The sequence below is a fragment of the Dyadobacter sp. HNCC25DJ184 genome (assembly GCF_056895215.1).
On record NZ_JBXHAQ010000006.1, the window covers coordinates 332,712 to 347,938 of the forward strand.

General features: G+C 44.3%; 12 protein-coding genes. 7 read left to right on the forward strand and 5 right to left on the reverse strand.

Going from position 1 to position 15,227, the window contains the following annotated elements; genetic code table 11:
- The first annotated feature begins 110 nt into the window (after positions 1-110).
- The 6 genes from AC1XUD_RS12030 (at position 111) to AC1XUD_RS12055 (ending at position 7,194) form a co-directional block, all read left to right on the forward strand.
- The gene (locus tag AC1XUD_RS12030; protein ID WP_483361247.1) at positions 111-1,334 is read left to right on the forward strand and encodes an enolase C-terminal domain-like protein; all 1,224 of its coding nucleotides are present in this window, start codon (positions 111-113) and stop codon (positions 1,332-1,334) included.
- Between the two features lie 248 nt (positions 1,335-1,582).
- Positions 1,583-2,350: an SDR family NAD(P)-dependent oxidoreductase gene (locus AC1XUD_RS12035; protein ID WP_483361248.1), complete on the forward strand. Its 768-nt coding sequence runs from the start codon at positions 1,583-1,585 to the stop codon at positions 2,348-2,350.
- Positions 2,351-2,354: 4 nt separating this feature from the next.
- A complete protein-coding gene (locus AC1XUD_RS12040) occupies positions 2,355-2,708 on the forward strand; it encodes an L-rhamnose mutarotase (protein ID WP_483361249.1) in 354 nt (117 codons plus the stop codon).
- The gene (fucP, locus tag AC1XUD_RS12045) at positions 2,708-3,964 is read left to right on the forward strand and encodes an L-fucose:H+ symporter permease (protein WP_483361250.1); all 1,257 of its coding nucleotides are present in this window, start codon (positions 2,708-2,710) and stop codon (positions 3,962-3,964) included. The genes AC1XUD_RS12040 and fucP overlap by 1 nt, the downstream gene beginning before the upstream one ends.
- On the forward strand, positions 3,961-5,676 hold the full coding sequence (locus AC1XUD_RS12050) for an alpha-L-fucosidase (protein ID WP_483361251.1): 1,716 nt from the start codon (positions 3,961-3,963) through the stop codon (positions 5,674-5,676). Before fucP ends, AC1XUD_RS12050 begins: the two co-directional genes overlap by 4 nt.
- Positions 5,677-5,844: 168 nt before the next feature.
- Entirely contained in the window at positions 5,845-7,194 is a 1,350-nt protein-coding gene (locus tag AC1XUD_RS12055; protein ID WP_483361252.1) for an alpha-L-fucosidase, read from the forward strand.
- An 87-nt stretch (positions 7,195-7,281) separates the two neighbouring features.
- Here the strand turns inward: AC1XUD_RS12055 and AC1XUD_RS12060 are convergent, their stop codons facing one another.
- The 5 genes from AC1XUD_RS12060 to AC1XUD_RS12080 all read right to left on the reverse strand — a co-directional run bounded on the left by AC1XUD_RS12060 (position 7,282) and on the right by AC1XUD_RS12080 (position 14,178).
- Positions 7,282-9,123: a mechanosensitive ion channel family protein gene (locus tag AC1XUD_RS12060; RefSeq protein ID WP_483361253.1), complete on the reverse strand. Its 1,842-nt coding sequence runs from the start codon at positions 9,121-9,123 to the stop codon at positions 7,282-7,284.
- 171 nt (positions 9,124-9,294) lie between these two features.
- Entirely contained in the window at positions 9,295-9,654 is a 360-nt protein-coding gene (locus AC1XUD_RS12065) for a DUF4180 domain-containing protein (RefSeq protein WP_483361254.1), read from the reverse strand.
- 97 nt (positions 9,655-9,751) lie between these two features.
- Positions 9,752-10,252, reverse strand: coding sequence for a hypothetical protein (locus AC1XUD_RS12070; protein WP_483361255.1), 501 nt, complete (start codon positions 10,250-10,252; stop codon positions 9,752-9,754).
- 163 nt (positions 10,253-10,415) lie between these two features.
- Positions 10,416-11,564: an FAD-dependent oxidoreductase gene (locus tag AC1XUD_RS12075; RefSeq protein WP_483361256.1), complete on the reverse strand. Its 1,149-nt coding sequence runs from the start codon at positions 11,562-11,564 to the stop codon at positions 10,416-10,418.
- 304 nt (positions 11,565-11,868) lie between these two features.
- Positions 11,869-14,178 (reverse strand): GH92 family glycosyl hydrolase, encoded by a 2,310-nt coding sequence (locus tag AC1XUD_RS12080; RefSeq protein WP_483361257.1) that lies wholly within the window; start codon positions 14,176-14,178, stop codon positions 11,869-11,871.
- Positions 14,179-14,382: 204 nt separating this feature from the next.
- Here AC1XUD_RS12080 and AC1XUD_RS12085 point away from each other — a divergent pair, with 204 nt between their 5' ends.
- Positions 14,383-15,222 (forward strand): MBL fold metallo-hydrolase, encoded by an 840-nt coding sequence (locus AC1XUD_RS12085; RefSeq protein WP_483361258.1) that lies wholly within the window; start codon positions 14,383-14,385, stop codon positions 15,220-15,222.
- Positions 15,223-15,227: the final 5 nt, after the last annotated feature.

The window sequence follows — 15,227 nt, forward strand, 5'->3', positions numbered from 1 at the left end:
TCGTGATTTTTTAATCTTTTTTTGTATCGTTCAAACTCATAATTGATTTATTAAAGGAATAACTTCCTCCCGGCCCTATAGTATACTAGTACTATATTGATAATAAAACGATGATCATTCGCTCTATTGAGGTACAAGACAGGAGATTTATTTTGGCAGAAGGTGCGGGGTCCGATGCAACCCATACCACTCCGCAATATGCATATGCTGTATGTATCCTGAAGACAAATTCACTTACGGACGGCATCGGACTCGCTTTTACCCTGGGCGCCGGAACAGATTTGGTTTGCAAGGCAATCGAATATTTAAGCCAATGCGTTCAGGGAAGGGAAATTGAGGAGTTGATGTCCGATTTCTCGGTGACTTATCGCCAAATGGTCGACTCTCCATCGTTTCGCTGGCTTGGGCCACACAAAGGTGTTGTGCATCTGGCTCTGGCTGCTATTGTCAATGCTTGTTATGACCTCTGGGCCAAATCCCGTCAGGTTCCGCTTTGGAAGTTATTGCTGGATTTAACTCCTGAACAACTGGTCAATACACTGGATCTGAGTTACCTGGAAGATATATTGACGCGAGATCAAGCACTGGATATACTGACAGAGAATTTAGCCACACGTGAATCGAGATGCGAAGTTTTAAAGACCGGGTACAAGGGATATGATACTTCGGTGGGTTGGTTCAATTTCTCAGACGAAAGGATTGTTGAAAATACTAAAAGGGCTATGGCTAACGGATTCACTGCCTTGAAGTTAAAGGTCGGATCCGAAGATCCGTCCAGAGATATACGCCGGGCTGGTCTGATCCGTAAAATCGCTGGCGATCAGGCGACGATCATGGTTGATGCGAATCAGAAATGGAACGTTCCGCAGGCATTGGATATTTGTAAAAAACTAGGCGACATCAATCCGTTTTGGATCGAAGAGCCTACGCACCCGGATGATGTTTACGGACACCAAACCATCGCCCGGGCGATTGCGCCACTCAAAGTTGCGACCGGCGAACATATCCCGAACAAGGTGATTTTCAAAAACTTTTTCCTGGCGAAGGCTATGGACTTTTGCCAGGTAGATGCCGTTCGGGTTGGCGGTATCTCGGAGTTTTTGACGATCAGTCTTTTGTCTAAAAAAATGGGCATTCCGGTAGTTCCTCATGTGGGTGATATGGGACAAATCCATCAGCATCTGGTTTTGTTTAACCACGTCGGGATGGGGCACGAAAATTTATTTTTAGAGCATATTCCGCATTTAAAGCAATATTTTGTTAATCCTGTGAACATTGTGGACGCATATTACCAGGTTCCGCAGGAAGCAGGGAGTAGCAGCGACCTCAAGTAGCTATTAGTTTTTAGCTGTTAGGGGTTGGCGATTGGTTAGACATCACTCGTTCTGGGGCGCATGACCATTCTCGAAAGCTAATTGCCTAGTTATGAAAGCAATATCATGTTTTGGAGACGCTTGCTAACAATTAACCCTTGCCAACTGGGCGAAGGGCCACAATTAACAGCTAACTCCCCAAAGGTTAAAAACTCCACACCATACACACATAAAAAATTAACCAATTTCCAACAGCAAAAAGCGGTTCAATGGGAGTTTTGAATGACAAGATTGTTTTTTTGACTGGCGGAGCCGCAGGTATTGGCCGGGCTTGTGCGGAAGCATATGTAAAGGAAGGTGCTCGGCTGCTAGTAATGGATCGGGATCATGAAAGGTTGAATTTGTTGCAAGCCGAACTCGGAAAAGAGTTTGTCTTGATATCACTTGGCGATGTAGAGAAGGGTGAAGATGTAAAAAATGCGGTCAACTCGGCGATTGAAGCTTTCGGCCGGATTGATATCATTCACAATAATGCCGGCATCGCAAGTCCATCCAAACCCCTTGATCAAACAACAGAACAGGAATGGGATAATCTGTTTTCTGTCAATCTGAAAAGTGTATACTGGACGACTGTGCACGGATTAGATGCTTTGAAGAAAACCAAAGGTTGTATCCTAAACACAAGTAGCATGGTTGGAGAGATAGGCCAGGAAAATCATGCTGCATATGTGGCCACGAAGGGCGGAATGAGTGCACTAACAAAAGCAATGGCCTTGGACTACGCGCCTTTTGGTATTCGCGTAAATGCAGTTTGTCCGGCTGGAGTATGGACACCAATGCTCAGAAAGTGGTCTCAGGAACAACCAGACACTCAACAAATTGAACAATATCTTGACAATATTCACGCGCTGGGATATTGTCCTGAGGGAGATGTTATCGCCGACGTGGCCGTCTTCCTGGTTTCTGATTCGGCCCGTTTTGTTACGGGCTGCATCATGCCGGTGAGTGGTGGAGCAGAACTAGGTTATAAAAAATAAGCATATGCCAACCACGAGAACCTGCATGGCGCTGGATCTGAAAAATGACCCGCAGCTGATCGCTGAATATGAGAATATTCACCGCCCGGAAAACATCTGGCCTGAGATACCGAAAGGAATCAAAGTGGGTGGAATACTCGATATGCAGATATACCGAATTGGAAATCACCTATTTATGATTTTGGATCATGAAGAAAACACAGATCTGAAAGCCGCCTTTGAACTCATGGGTTCGATGCCACGCCAACCAGAATGGGCAGCTTTTATGGAAGGATTTCAACAAAAATTACCCGAAGCACAGCCCAACGAACATTGGGCCGAAATGACACCAGTTTTTTTACTTAACGATTGCCTTTAATGAAAACCCGCACCGGCGTTGTTGTGCCTCTTTTGGTGGTCATGAGCCTGATGTTCATCTGGAACCTTAGTCGCAATATCAACGACATATTGATTCCGCATCTAAAAAGAGCTTGCCAACTTACTGATTTCCAGTCATCACTAGTGCAATCAGCTTTTTTCGGGGGGTATTTCCTTTTGGCTCTTCCGGTGGGGCAGTATATTAAAAAGTATGGATATCGCGCAGGCATGATCACCGGTTTGCTTACTGCTGCAGCGGGTGCATTCTTGTTTATACCTGCCGCCGACACCCGTTTTTATCCACTTTTTCTGGCAGCATTATTTATTATGGCAGCTGGTTTTACTTTTCTGGAAGTGACAGCCACACCGTATATCTCCATTTTGGGAGATCCGGACAGGGCCTCCAGCCGATTGAGCTTAGCGTCGGCAGTGGGATCCATCGGAGCAACTATAGGCCCGTACATTGGCAGCCAATTTTTATTACATGCTACGGATATACCGACTGCTACGGTAGCGCAGTTCAATTCAACAGAACTTGTTAATCATCTCAATTCTGAAGCGCAATTGGTAAAAACGCCATATCTGAGCCTGGGGGGACTTTTTGTGGTTATCGGCGGTCTGTTGTTTTTTATAAAATTACCCCAGATAAAAGAGGATGGTGAAGGCCGGGTCAGCCTTAAATCAATATTCAAATTCAGACATACAGTGTTGGGCGCCGTCGGCGTTTTCTGCTACCTCGGAGCCGAAGTTGGCGTGGTGAGCTTTCTGATTCGATATGCCAAAGCCAGCGGCATTAACGGCTTGACCGAACGTGATGCTGCATTGTTCATTACCTTATACATGGCTCTGGTTTTAACCGGCCGGCTTGCAGGAGCATACTGGCTCCGCAGCTTAAATCCACCAAAAATGCTGGCAGCGTGTTCGGCATCGGCGATCGTGCTCGTCACTATATCCATGGCAAGCACGGGATATTTGTCGGTTTATGCATTGTCCGTCGTCGGACTTTGCACTTCGGTCATGTACCCTATCCTGTTCACACTCAGCATAAAAGATCTGGGTGCATTTACCAAAACCGGCTCGTCGCTTATCATTATGAGTATCGTGGGCGGAGCTGTTGTTCCTCCTTTGATGGGCCTTATATCCGACTCGTTCGGCATCAAATGGGCATTTATTATTCCCTTAATATGCTATTCTTACCTGGTGTATTACGCCAAGAGTGGTCATCAAATTGTAAAATTAGAACCTGTTAAAGCATGAAATCCAGCATTTGTTTAACCCTGTTATTGCTTTGTACGTTGAGCGGTTTTGCGCAAAATACGAAACCATCTGAAAGACTCGATTGGTGGAAAGACGCCAAAATGGGCCTTTTTATCCACTGGGGACCGGTGTCGAGAATCGGGAAGGAAATCAGCTGGTCACGAAAAGGTTATGGAGCTACAAAATACGATTCCCTCTATCTGAAATTCAATCCGAGCCAGTTCAACGCCACAAAGTGGGTTGAACTGGCAAAGGCTTCCGGTATGAAATATATCGTACTGACTGCCAAACACCACGACGGCTTTTGCCTTTTCAATACCAAGACCATTGAATACAATATTATGAATACTCCCTTTAACCGGGATGTTTGTAAAGAATTGGCAGAAGCGGCTCATAAAGCTGGAATGCCAATAGGCTGGTACTTCTCCGTTGCCGACTGGAAAGATCCGGATTGCCGTGATCCAAAGACGAACCCTGTCTTTGCCGATCGCGCTGTCGAACAGGCTCGGGAGTTGCTGACCAACTATGGCAAAATCAGTCTGTTATGGATTGATTACGAAGGAGATCCGAGCCCGATCGAACCCAAGAGGATCTTTGATATGGCGCGTAAACTTCAACCGGGCATTATTATTAATAACAGACTAGAGCCCTTTAATCCGGATGAGTCCCATGCATATCTTGGGAAATATGCGGATTATACAACTCCCGAAGGATTTGTGGCAGGATATAGCTCAGTGCCTTGGGAAACCTGTACCAATATGGGCCACCAATGGGCCTGGAAATTCAACGATACACCCCGTAGCCTGAAAGAATCCACCCATACCTTGCTTCGCTGTGTAGGCGGAAACGGAAACTTGCTTTTCAACATCGGCCCTGATAGTCTCGGGGTTTTCCCACCCAACTTTGTCGAAAGAGCGCATGAAATGGGAGACTGGCTTGCGAAGAATAAAGAAGCAGTATATGGCACCCGAGGCGGCGTATTCACTCCTGCAACCGACTACATCAGCTCCTATCGTGGCAACAAGGTATACCTGCATTTGCTGACAAACTCATCTGCCAGTATTGACCTGCCTGCTTTACCTGCAAAAATTACCAAAGCTAATTTGCTGAATGGGCCGTCTGTCAGTTTTACTCAAACCAAAACCGGTATTCAACTCAACGTCCCGTTAAACCTGCGCGATTCTATCGCAACAATTATTGAATTTACTTTGGACAAACCAGCAGCCACATTGCGCCCTGTCATTCCCATCTCAACCACAAAATCGTTGGCATATGGCAAAACGGCGACCGCTTCAAGTTCGATGGGGCAATTCCTTCATGATCCAAAAGCGGCCTTTGATGACAATGCCAAAACATGCTGGAAACCGGGCCGACGTTCAGATGTAGATTTCACTCAATATTATGGTAAAAAACTGCATTACGAATCAGAAGAATGCATGGCGCTATTTAATCATAAAGGATATCTCGACGTCGACCTTGGAAAACCTGCTACAGTTGACGAGATCAAACTCAGCGAAAAAGTCTATAAGAATTCGAAGATCACACAGTTTGAGATCCAATATTTCCAGAATGGAAAATGGATAACCATCGCCAGTGGAAATCAAATGGGTGAATGGAAAAAAAGCATTACCCCAGTAACAGCCCAAAAATTCCGTCTGGCCATATTGGATTCAAAAGGATATGTCGGCATTAATGAGTTTCAGCTTTTTTGATGAAGATTAAACGCTGAGCGCACAGAGTTTTACGCTGAGTTTCGCAGAGAGATATATTCCGCGTAACTCAGCGATTTACTCCTTTAACTCTGCGTTTGAACGAGACCAGCCCGTTGACCTTTAACCTGTTAACCCCTTTCCCCTTAATCCCTTTTTATTCCTAAACCCATGAAATATCAAAAATTCGCACTATCCGTTGCTTTAATCTTGACCACCCTTTCTACACAGGCCCAGCGATTTGGCGGTGGAGAAGCCAATCCAAATTTGAAAACTAATAAAGAAGCACTTGCTCATTTTCAGGATGATCGATTTGGGATGTTTCTCCACTGGGGACCTATCACGTTGCGAGGTGTGGAAATCGGTTGGTCAAGAGGAAGGACTATTCCGATTACGGACTACGATTCACTGTATAAAGAATTCAACCCTGTCTTGTTTAATGCGGATACGTGGATAAAAACAGCGAAAGCGGCCGGTATGAAGTATATCGTAATAACGAGTAAACACCACGACGGATTCTGTCTCTGGGATTCGAAGTATACCGATTACGACATGATGTCGACGCCCTATAAAAGAGATATTCTCAAAGAACTGGCAGCTGCGTGTAAAAAATACGGGATTGATTTTGGGGTATATTACTCTATTGCCGACTGGCATCATCCGGATTATGCCACCCGTTACGGCGGCGATCCACGCCCATTGTCGACATCCGATATGAGCAAATATCTGGTCTACATGAAGAACCAGTTAAAAGAAATCATCGATAATTACGATCCATTCCTGATATGGTTTGACGGTGGCTGGGAAGACTGTTATACGCACGAAATGGGTATGGATCTATATGCATATCTGCGTGGATTGAAGGGTAATCTGATTATCAATGATCGGGTTGACAAAGCGATTATTGGTATAGAAGGCAAAAAAGTGATGGACGCACAGAAATATGCAGGAGATTGGGAATGTCCCGAGCAGCATGTCGGAGCATATAATGTCACTTCACCATGGGAAACCTGTATGACCATTTGTGAGCAGTGGGCTTGGAAGCCAAACGACAAGATGAAAGGCCTGGAAACAAGTCTTTTAACACTTTCAAAAACTGTTGGTGGCGGTGGAAATCTGTTATATAATGTGGGCCCAATGCCTGATGGACGGTTTGAAAAACGGCAGACAGATATGCTTTTGGAAATGGGTTCCTGGTTAAAAAAGAACGGTGAAGCTTTCTACAGTACCAATGGCGGACCATATGAACCAACAACGGATTTTGCCGCAACCCGGAAAGGCACGAAGATATACCTGCACATATTAAACAAGGATTTGACCGAACTTACTTTGCCGGTACCGGATAAGGTTAAATTCAAAAAGATATCACGTTTGGACGGCGGTCAAAATGTTCCGTTTGAGACGGAGGGAGCCAATGTCAAATTGAAATTATCTCCGGCAACCACTGTTCCTTATCTATTGGAAGTTGAAACTGGAACAGAGACGAAAACGTTGAAGACGATACAGCGAAACCTGTATTGAGAAGGTTTTGAAATAAACATGATGCACCCCGTTAGCAAAAATTGAAAAATTTCGAAAATGAGGATAAAGCCTGACTTTGTCCTTTGCTCAATCCTCATTTTTCTTTTCCAGATCAAGATCAATTTTGGGGATAGTACTCACAGTACCGTCTCGCTGAGCACGGTAATGTGGCGACATGATTTCAATGTCGCGCTCGGCACAAACATCCTGAATATTCTGATGCAGGGCAGAGTATATCCTATTTTGCTGCGACGCCAAATGGATGTACGCGTTGATCTGATAGGCCACGTAGAAATCCTCCAGGCCAGTTTGCAACACAAATGGAGCGGGATCGCTGAGGATATCATCCGTCCGTAGTGCCGCCTCAATTAAGGCTTCATGCATTTTGTGCCAGGGCACGTCATAGCCTATGGTCACGGTCGAATAAATTATAAGTCCTTTCCCTTCTGCCTCAGTGGTGAAATTAGTCGTATGATTGTTCATAATCGACGAATTCGGGATTGATACTATTTCATTCTTCGGCGTTTTGACGCGGGTCACAAGTAATGATTTCTCGATCACATCGCCTGTTACATCCCCTATCCTGATCCGGTCACCAATTTTGAAAAGTCGCATATAGGTGAGCACAAGACCCGAGATGATATTGGACAGCGAACTCGCAGAGCCGAAAGTAAACAAAAACCCCAAGAATACTGAAACTCCTTGAAATACAGGCGATTGACTTCCTGGAAGATAAGGAAAAATAACCACCAGCATAAACGCCAGAATCAAGACGCGGACTATTTGGAAGGTTGGAGCTGCCCAGTCTGCATAAAAACCGTCGATTTCTAATTGCCCCCGCTCAATTTCATGCCGCAAAAACCGAAGCGCTTTCAAGACATATTTGAAGAAAATGACAATTACCAGGATCGTAAAAAGGTTCGGAAGATATTCGTAGATAGACTGAAGGATTTTTATCGTGGGATCCGTTATATAACTGATCAAAAGACCTGCCAGATTTTCCGTCCAAGGAAAGATACCGAACAATAGTGGCAGCGCGATATATATAATAAGAATGACCAAAACCCATTTGATCAACCTGCCGACAGTACTGATAAAACTTAGTTGACGCCTGACGTCTAAAAGCTCGTAGTCACCTATGTGAATCCCGTGCAGGTATCTGTCTTTATGAATCTCAATTCGATGTGTTATAAAACTAAATAGCTTCCCTATATATATAATAATCAGGGAAAGCGCGACCAGAACGGCCACAGCCAGTCCGGCCTTCTTGGCAAGAGTGGAAAAACTGCTTTCGTTGTTATATCGCTCTACTTCCTTTGCAATTTTATCACGTGTTAAAACCGCTGCTTCGTGCTGGCTGATATTACTCCAAATGGCATCGTTTTCAGTGATACTTAAAAGAATCTGGTCGCGGAACATCACATCGACCGTATTCTCATTTGGAACAATCTTAAGGGAATCGCGGCGAAATAATAATTCCGAACCCAACTTATTGATACGCTGCGTCACGGTTTGGGCCCGTTCGCTGGCCGATAACATCCCCGCCTTTGAATAAATTTTAAAGAGCGTATCTTCAAAAAAGCCTAACACAGGATACCCTTTAATCTTGCTCCGAAGCTTTTCGATCTGTTCTTTTTTCTGCGCTAAGCGACTAACCCTTTGTTGCTCAATGGTCTCGATCTGCTCCAGCAATTCCCGCCTTTTCAAATTATCAGTAGAGGCGAGTTTTGTTATCTCCTCTTCCAGTATTACGCGACGAAGAGAATCAGCAGCACGACTCTTTTCCAGCTCCTTCAGTTTGATATCATATTGCCGATAAATCTCAGAATTACCCGAATCATCCGGCTTGCCTTTTGACTGTTGAGCATTAGCACTTGCACAAAAAAAAGCGATAATTAATATCGGCCAGTAATATTGAAGTAAACTCATATATCGAGCGAAACTGAATTATTGAAACCAGCAGAAGAATGGAGCTCAATTTAAAGAAATTACTACACATAAAATTTACCAGACCATATAATTTTCATCAGAAAGAGAATACATTAACTCGTTGTTTTATAGTTATTTATGGATTGATAAGAATATTTGACAGTGAAATCTTCACGCAGATAGCCTAGTTATCGCCTCCGACACAGAATCAACAAAATTGATACTACCTAACTTATTGCTTTCAAAAATAAAGTCCTTCATACTCTTGCTTTGAAAACCTTCAAAATTACCGACAATGGCTAAACGTACCCGATAATTGGAAAACTTCTGAAGTATATCGCCCGCCACACCCGATTTCAGATCAAAAAAATCAGGGGTGATATGGTGTTGATGGATGATGACATGATCAAAACCCTGAAAATATAGATTCCCCAACAAATCAGTTGCATCACCAACATTGGCAATAGCCATATTCTCAGCCTGCAATTCGGCTATTTTGATATGGTTGGCTTCGTGGGATTTGATGTTCATATTATAAAGTAGTTGAACTATCTATTTTAAACTATCGAGCCTACGGTTCTAAAACCAATATACCCATCTTTCGTTTCCGGAAAGTCTCATGCCGTTTTCATGTCAACTTATTTCCGCCCCTGCGATACAGTGCATAGAGCAACATTAAAGTGACCCCTATTTGCAACGCTATCAAATAGTTAACTAATAAATCCAGCAATAACGCCAGTTGCATATTCACAATCTTTTCAGAACTCATTGCTAACATCGGCGGAAGTATACTCCACGCTTCTGCGAACATATTCGAATATTTCTTTATAGAAACCGTGATTGAAATAACGATTACCAATCCGGAAACCAACAAAATGAAATTTGATATGGCGGAAGCAAACGAATTAAGAAAACATTTAACAAAATAAACTAAAAATGTTGCTACCAGAAATGGCGGGATAAAGGCGATCCAAGATGGTACTGCAAAATAAGTATCGTAAAGTTGCAAGGATACAGTTCCATTTTGAGGGAAACCGAAAAATATCAGCATTATGATAATCGCAGTAACAAATGGGATTGCAGCCCAGAAAAATTCAGTTAAAGGACGTGTTGTCTTACTCAAATTCATAGCGATCTAATGTCTGCGAGATCTTTTTGTATCTTAAAATTCCAAAAAGTACGAAAAGACGAAACCCTTCGCGATGTTTCGTCTTCCTGCATACTTTAATAAATATTGCTAAACATCCGAATATTCCTGATCGAACGAAAAGCTGACAACTAATGGCTGACAACTACCCTTTCATATCCTCCATCAATTTCATGAGAATGCCCACCGTTTTTTCCGTTTGTTCTTTGCTTGGGGTCGTGTCCCAGTTACCGATAATCCCGTTACTTCCGATATAGATACCGTCTTTGCGCGAAATGAAATTTGCTCCCTTAGTGTATAGCTTATAATTCACGTCCGACTGCGGAATCAGACAGGAAAGCTGGCCCGAAACGGGAGTAAGTTCTTCATCGTTCATAACTGCTTTTGCCCCCAATCCCATACAATTGACAACCACTTTCTCCGGAAGCGCGTCGATATCTTCCAGACTTTTGATTTCCTGAATCTTCACTTTACCTCCAAAAAGCAGAAAGTCATTCAGATTTTGGCGCAGGTAAGTCGGGATATTGAACATCAAATTGGAGCGTCTCGTCACATAATCAGCTTTAAACGGGTGCTCTTTCGAGCTCAATCTTACTCTTTCAGGCATAAGACCGTGAAGCTCGAAATCCTCACCTCCTCCTCCTGCCACATATACCGGTTCCTCAGCAAAAACGCTGTACTCTTCGGCCCAACAGGCTATATCGTCCATGCCCAGCATAAATTGAAACCGGCGAAAGGAAAACCGCGTTGCCTCTTCCCATATCTTCTGAAACTCAGGCTTGGCAACCTTCACATCGCAAACCCGCGACGCCGGCGACCAGGTTCCTGTTGCCAGATTACTTGTCACACTCGGTGGTACATCTTTCGTATAAATCGTAACCTCACATCCACTTTCCTGCAACAACCTTGATGTTGCAATGCCCACCGTACCACATCCAATGACCGCCACCTTCTTTTCCTTCGTCGCCAATACCATATTCCTCGCCATATTTCCCGTTCCCCAAGACAACGACCAGCCACTTCCGCCATGCCCGTAATTATGAACCAACGTTTTGCTTCCCAGCTGCTGCGATTCGATCCGCGGACCAGATGCCCGAAACGGCCGCAAACCCACGGTTTCCTTCACAATCCGATCCATCGAAAGCCGCAGCTTAGGTATCTGATGATATCCTTTGTTGATATGATAATGCTTGTCTGCATATAACTTGGGAGAATTCGGAGCACAGGCACTAGCCACAGCTCCTACCGCAAAGCTCGCTGGCAAGGCCTTTTCGAAAAAATTTCTACGATTCATCAGATGAGTTAAGGAAGATGGTAAGTATCGTAAAATAAGGAAGACCGCCCAAAACTCCAAACAGTATTAGGCAATAACGTAGTTTCAGACAATTTTATACTTAAGAAATGATGTTTGAAAGAAGGGAGAACGGAGGAGGGGAACGAGGGAGGAAGGAACTGCGGGTTCAAATTCGCCACTCAATCAATGCTGGTTGGTTATATTAATGCTTTGCGAGAAAATTTCAGTTTGCCATCCCCTTCCCCCCTCCTCCCTTCCTTCATCCTTCCTTCATCCTCCCTTCGTCCTTTCCTTCCTCCCTTCTTCAAGGCACATCTTCAACCCCTGTTCCCCATTTCTCATTCGGTTTTTCGCCCATCTGCAATATGAGTTTGCCGCCTTTTAGAAGCTGGTCGTGGAGCAGGTAAGTTTTGGTGAAAGCATTGCCGTTTAATGTTGCAGATTGGATATACCTGGCTTTTTCGGAGACACCTTTTGCTTCAATTTTAAAGGATTTTCCCTCACCGGTTTTGAGTATCATTTCCTCAAAAACAGGGCTACCCAGAATGTAAACGGGTGTTGCAGGAGTTACGGGATAGAAACCGGCCATACTAAATACCAGCCAGGCTGACATCTGGCCTCCGTCTTCGTTCCCGCTTAGGCCGCCCGGGGATGTATCATATTCTTCGGACAGAATTTTCCGAACCCATTTTTGTGTTTTCCAGGGCTGTCCACCGTAGGTATATAGGTAAGAAATCTGATGATTGGGCTCGTTGCCATGCCAGTAATATCCCTGCTCAAAAAGCGTATCCAATTTGGCAATGAAGCGACTTTTGCCGCCAATAAGACTGACCAGTCCGGGGATATCCTGGGGTACAAACCAGGTATACTGAGCCGGCGACCCTTCAGTAATGAAGCTTACCCTTTTTGCAAAAGGATCAAACGGACTGATCCAGCGCCCATCCGCATATCTCCCTCTCGCATAGCCAGTTTCCGGATCGATCACATTTTTATAGTTGAGGGCTCTTTTTTCCAAATCTGCTGCATCCTTTTTCTCGCCTAAACCAAGTGCCATTTTTGAAAGACAAAAATCATCAAACGCGTATTCCAGTGTACGCGACACCTGTTCGCGTTTGTGAAAAGCCTGCCAGACACTGTCTTCCAAGGGCACATATCCATATTTCAAATATGACTCCATCGCCCGTCGGCCTTTTCCAGATTCATAACTCTTCCTGTCTGCATTAACTTCAAAGGCATTTTTCCGCAGGTATGTATAGGCAGTTTTCACATCAAAATTCCGCACATTTTTGACATATGCGTCCGAAATCGCCGATATCGCATGGTCGCCGACCATGGCCGCTGTGTAGTGATTCCAGCAAGGGAAAATGGGCATCCACCCACCCTGTTCAGCCATTTTTACGAGCGATTGCATCAAGTCGCCGGCTTGCTTTGGTTCGAGAATATTACCCAAAGGCAAAGCGGCCCGGAAGGTATCCCACATACTGAAATCGTTGTAATATTGAAAGCCTTCTGCTTTCTGTTCCGGCGTACCTCCCGCAAACGACGGATAGCCACCGTCTACGTCGGAAAAAAGGCGGGGCGACAATTTTGTTCTGTACAAAGCACTGTAAAACAATTCCTTATCCTGCTCAGAACCCTTGGCCTGCATTTTTCCTAATGCAGTGTTCCATATCTGTTGGTTTGACAAGCGGATAGCCTCAAATGTTTTACCAGAAACCTCTGCCGCCAAATTACGGCGAGCACCTTCAATACTTGTAAATGAAGTTCCGACCTGTACCGTAACTACCTTTTTCCCTTTACCGAACCCGACATATGCCCCCATCTTTTCACGCTCTCCTTTCCCCATACTCATCTTGTTCATGAGCTTGATCGTTTCCTCCTGCCACGTCCCGTATTGGCTGATCTTTGTATCCAATTTGATCACAAAATAACCACTGATTCCGGCAGGCTGGCCACTTCCCTGATAAATACGGTGCACGGGATTGTAACCAACAATTTCCCCTTTTTCAGCGTAAATTTCGATATACCCCTGCCCTTCGTCGCTGTTTGGTTCAATGACCAAAAAGGCTTCGTCATCATTTGTAAAGCTGAAACGCATCACTGCCGCCCGAGCCGTGGCTGTAACCTCAGCAGCAATATTGTAGCGATCAAGCCATACTTTATAATAATCGGGAGCGGCTTCTTCTTTCGTGTGCATATATGAGGAAGCGCGTTGTTCCGGAAGAACAGCCAATTCGCCTGAAACAGGCATAATCGTCACAGTACCATAGTCTTGTACGCAAGAGCCGTTGAGCCAGTGAGTACCCCTAAAGCCTTGAAAAAGAGAATCATTATAATAATATGGCGCAATGCATTTTGTCTCGGTTGCACGGCTCTGCGGTGTCCATTGCGTCATTCCATTTGGCACACTGACGGAAGGTATAGTCTGCCCTTTCAATTCACTGCCAGCCTCGCTATGCGACTTCGCACTTTCCGTTGCGGAAGGGGCTGTCCCGATTAGCGTGTTGACATACTTTACCAAAGGTTTTTGAGCTAAAGCGGGGCCATTCAGACATAGAAATGCAAGCAGGATGGAATATATATTAAAGAAACCAGGCTTTTTATGTTCGTTCACGATGAATTTAGTTTTTGATCAATAAGGGTTTTGCCAAAAATTGCATATGTTAGCTAATGGCTTGGAGTTTGGGAATTGCAGTGACTGTCGTCACTTAGTTAACAGAATTGACGATCCGATTCTTCACCGTTGACCTACTCACCATTGCCACCAACACTCCGACAGCATAACTATAAGACGACACAAAACGAAATCTCCCCTTCCATGAAGATCCATGTCATAGATACCGGTTTTTTTAAACTTGACGGCGGCGCAATGTTTGGCGTTGTACCGAAATCACTTTGGAATAAGCATAATCCTGCAGATGATAAAAATCTTTGCAGGTGGGCAATGCGTTGTCTTTTGATTGAAGATGGCGATCGTTTGATACTGATAGACACGGGATTAGGCGACAAACAGGATGACAAATTTTTTGGATTTTATGACTTACATGGAGACGCGACATTATTATCTTCTATCGCCAAAGCCGGTTTCAAACCCGAGGAGATTACTGACGTAATATTAACGCACCTGCATTTCGACCATGTTGGTGGTGCAGTCAAATATGACACCAATGGAAAGCTTATTAACACTTTTCCGAAAGCAACCTATTGGTCCAATGAACGACACTGGCAGTGGGCTATCTATCCGAATGCACGCGAAAAAGCTTCGTTTTTGCATGAAAATATCATACCAATTCAGGAGAGCGGACAACTGAGTTTTATCGAAAACGGCGGTACACCGTTCGAATCCATCAGCTTTTTGCATGTCAATGGACATACTGAAGAAATGATGCTACCTGTGATTCAATATCAAGGAAAAAAAATAATTTATGCGGCGGACTTGTTCCCATCCTCTTTCCATATTCCATTACCCTGGATTATGAGCTACGACGTACGCCCGCTTCAAACATTAGCCGAAAAAGAACAAATTCTAAATGAGGCAGTTGAACAACAGGCGATCTTGCTCTTTGAACACGATCCGGTTTATGAAGCAGCAATTGTTGAAATGACTGAAAAAGGAGTAAGAATTAGAGAGAGGGGCAATCTGGTTGATTTTATTTAGTTGTT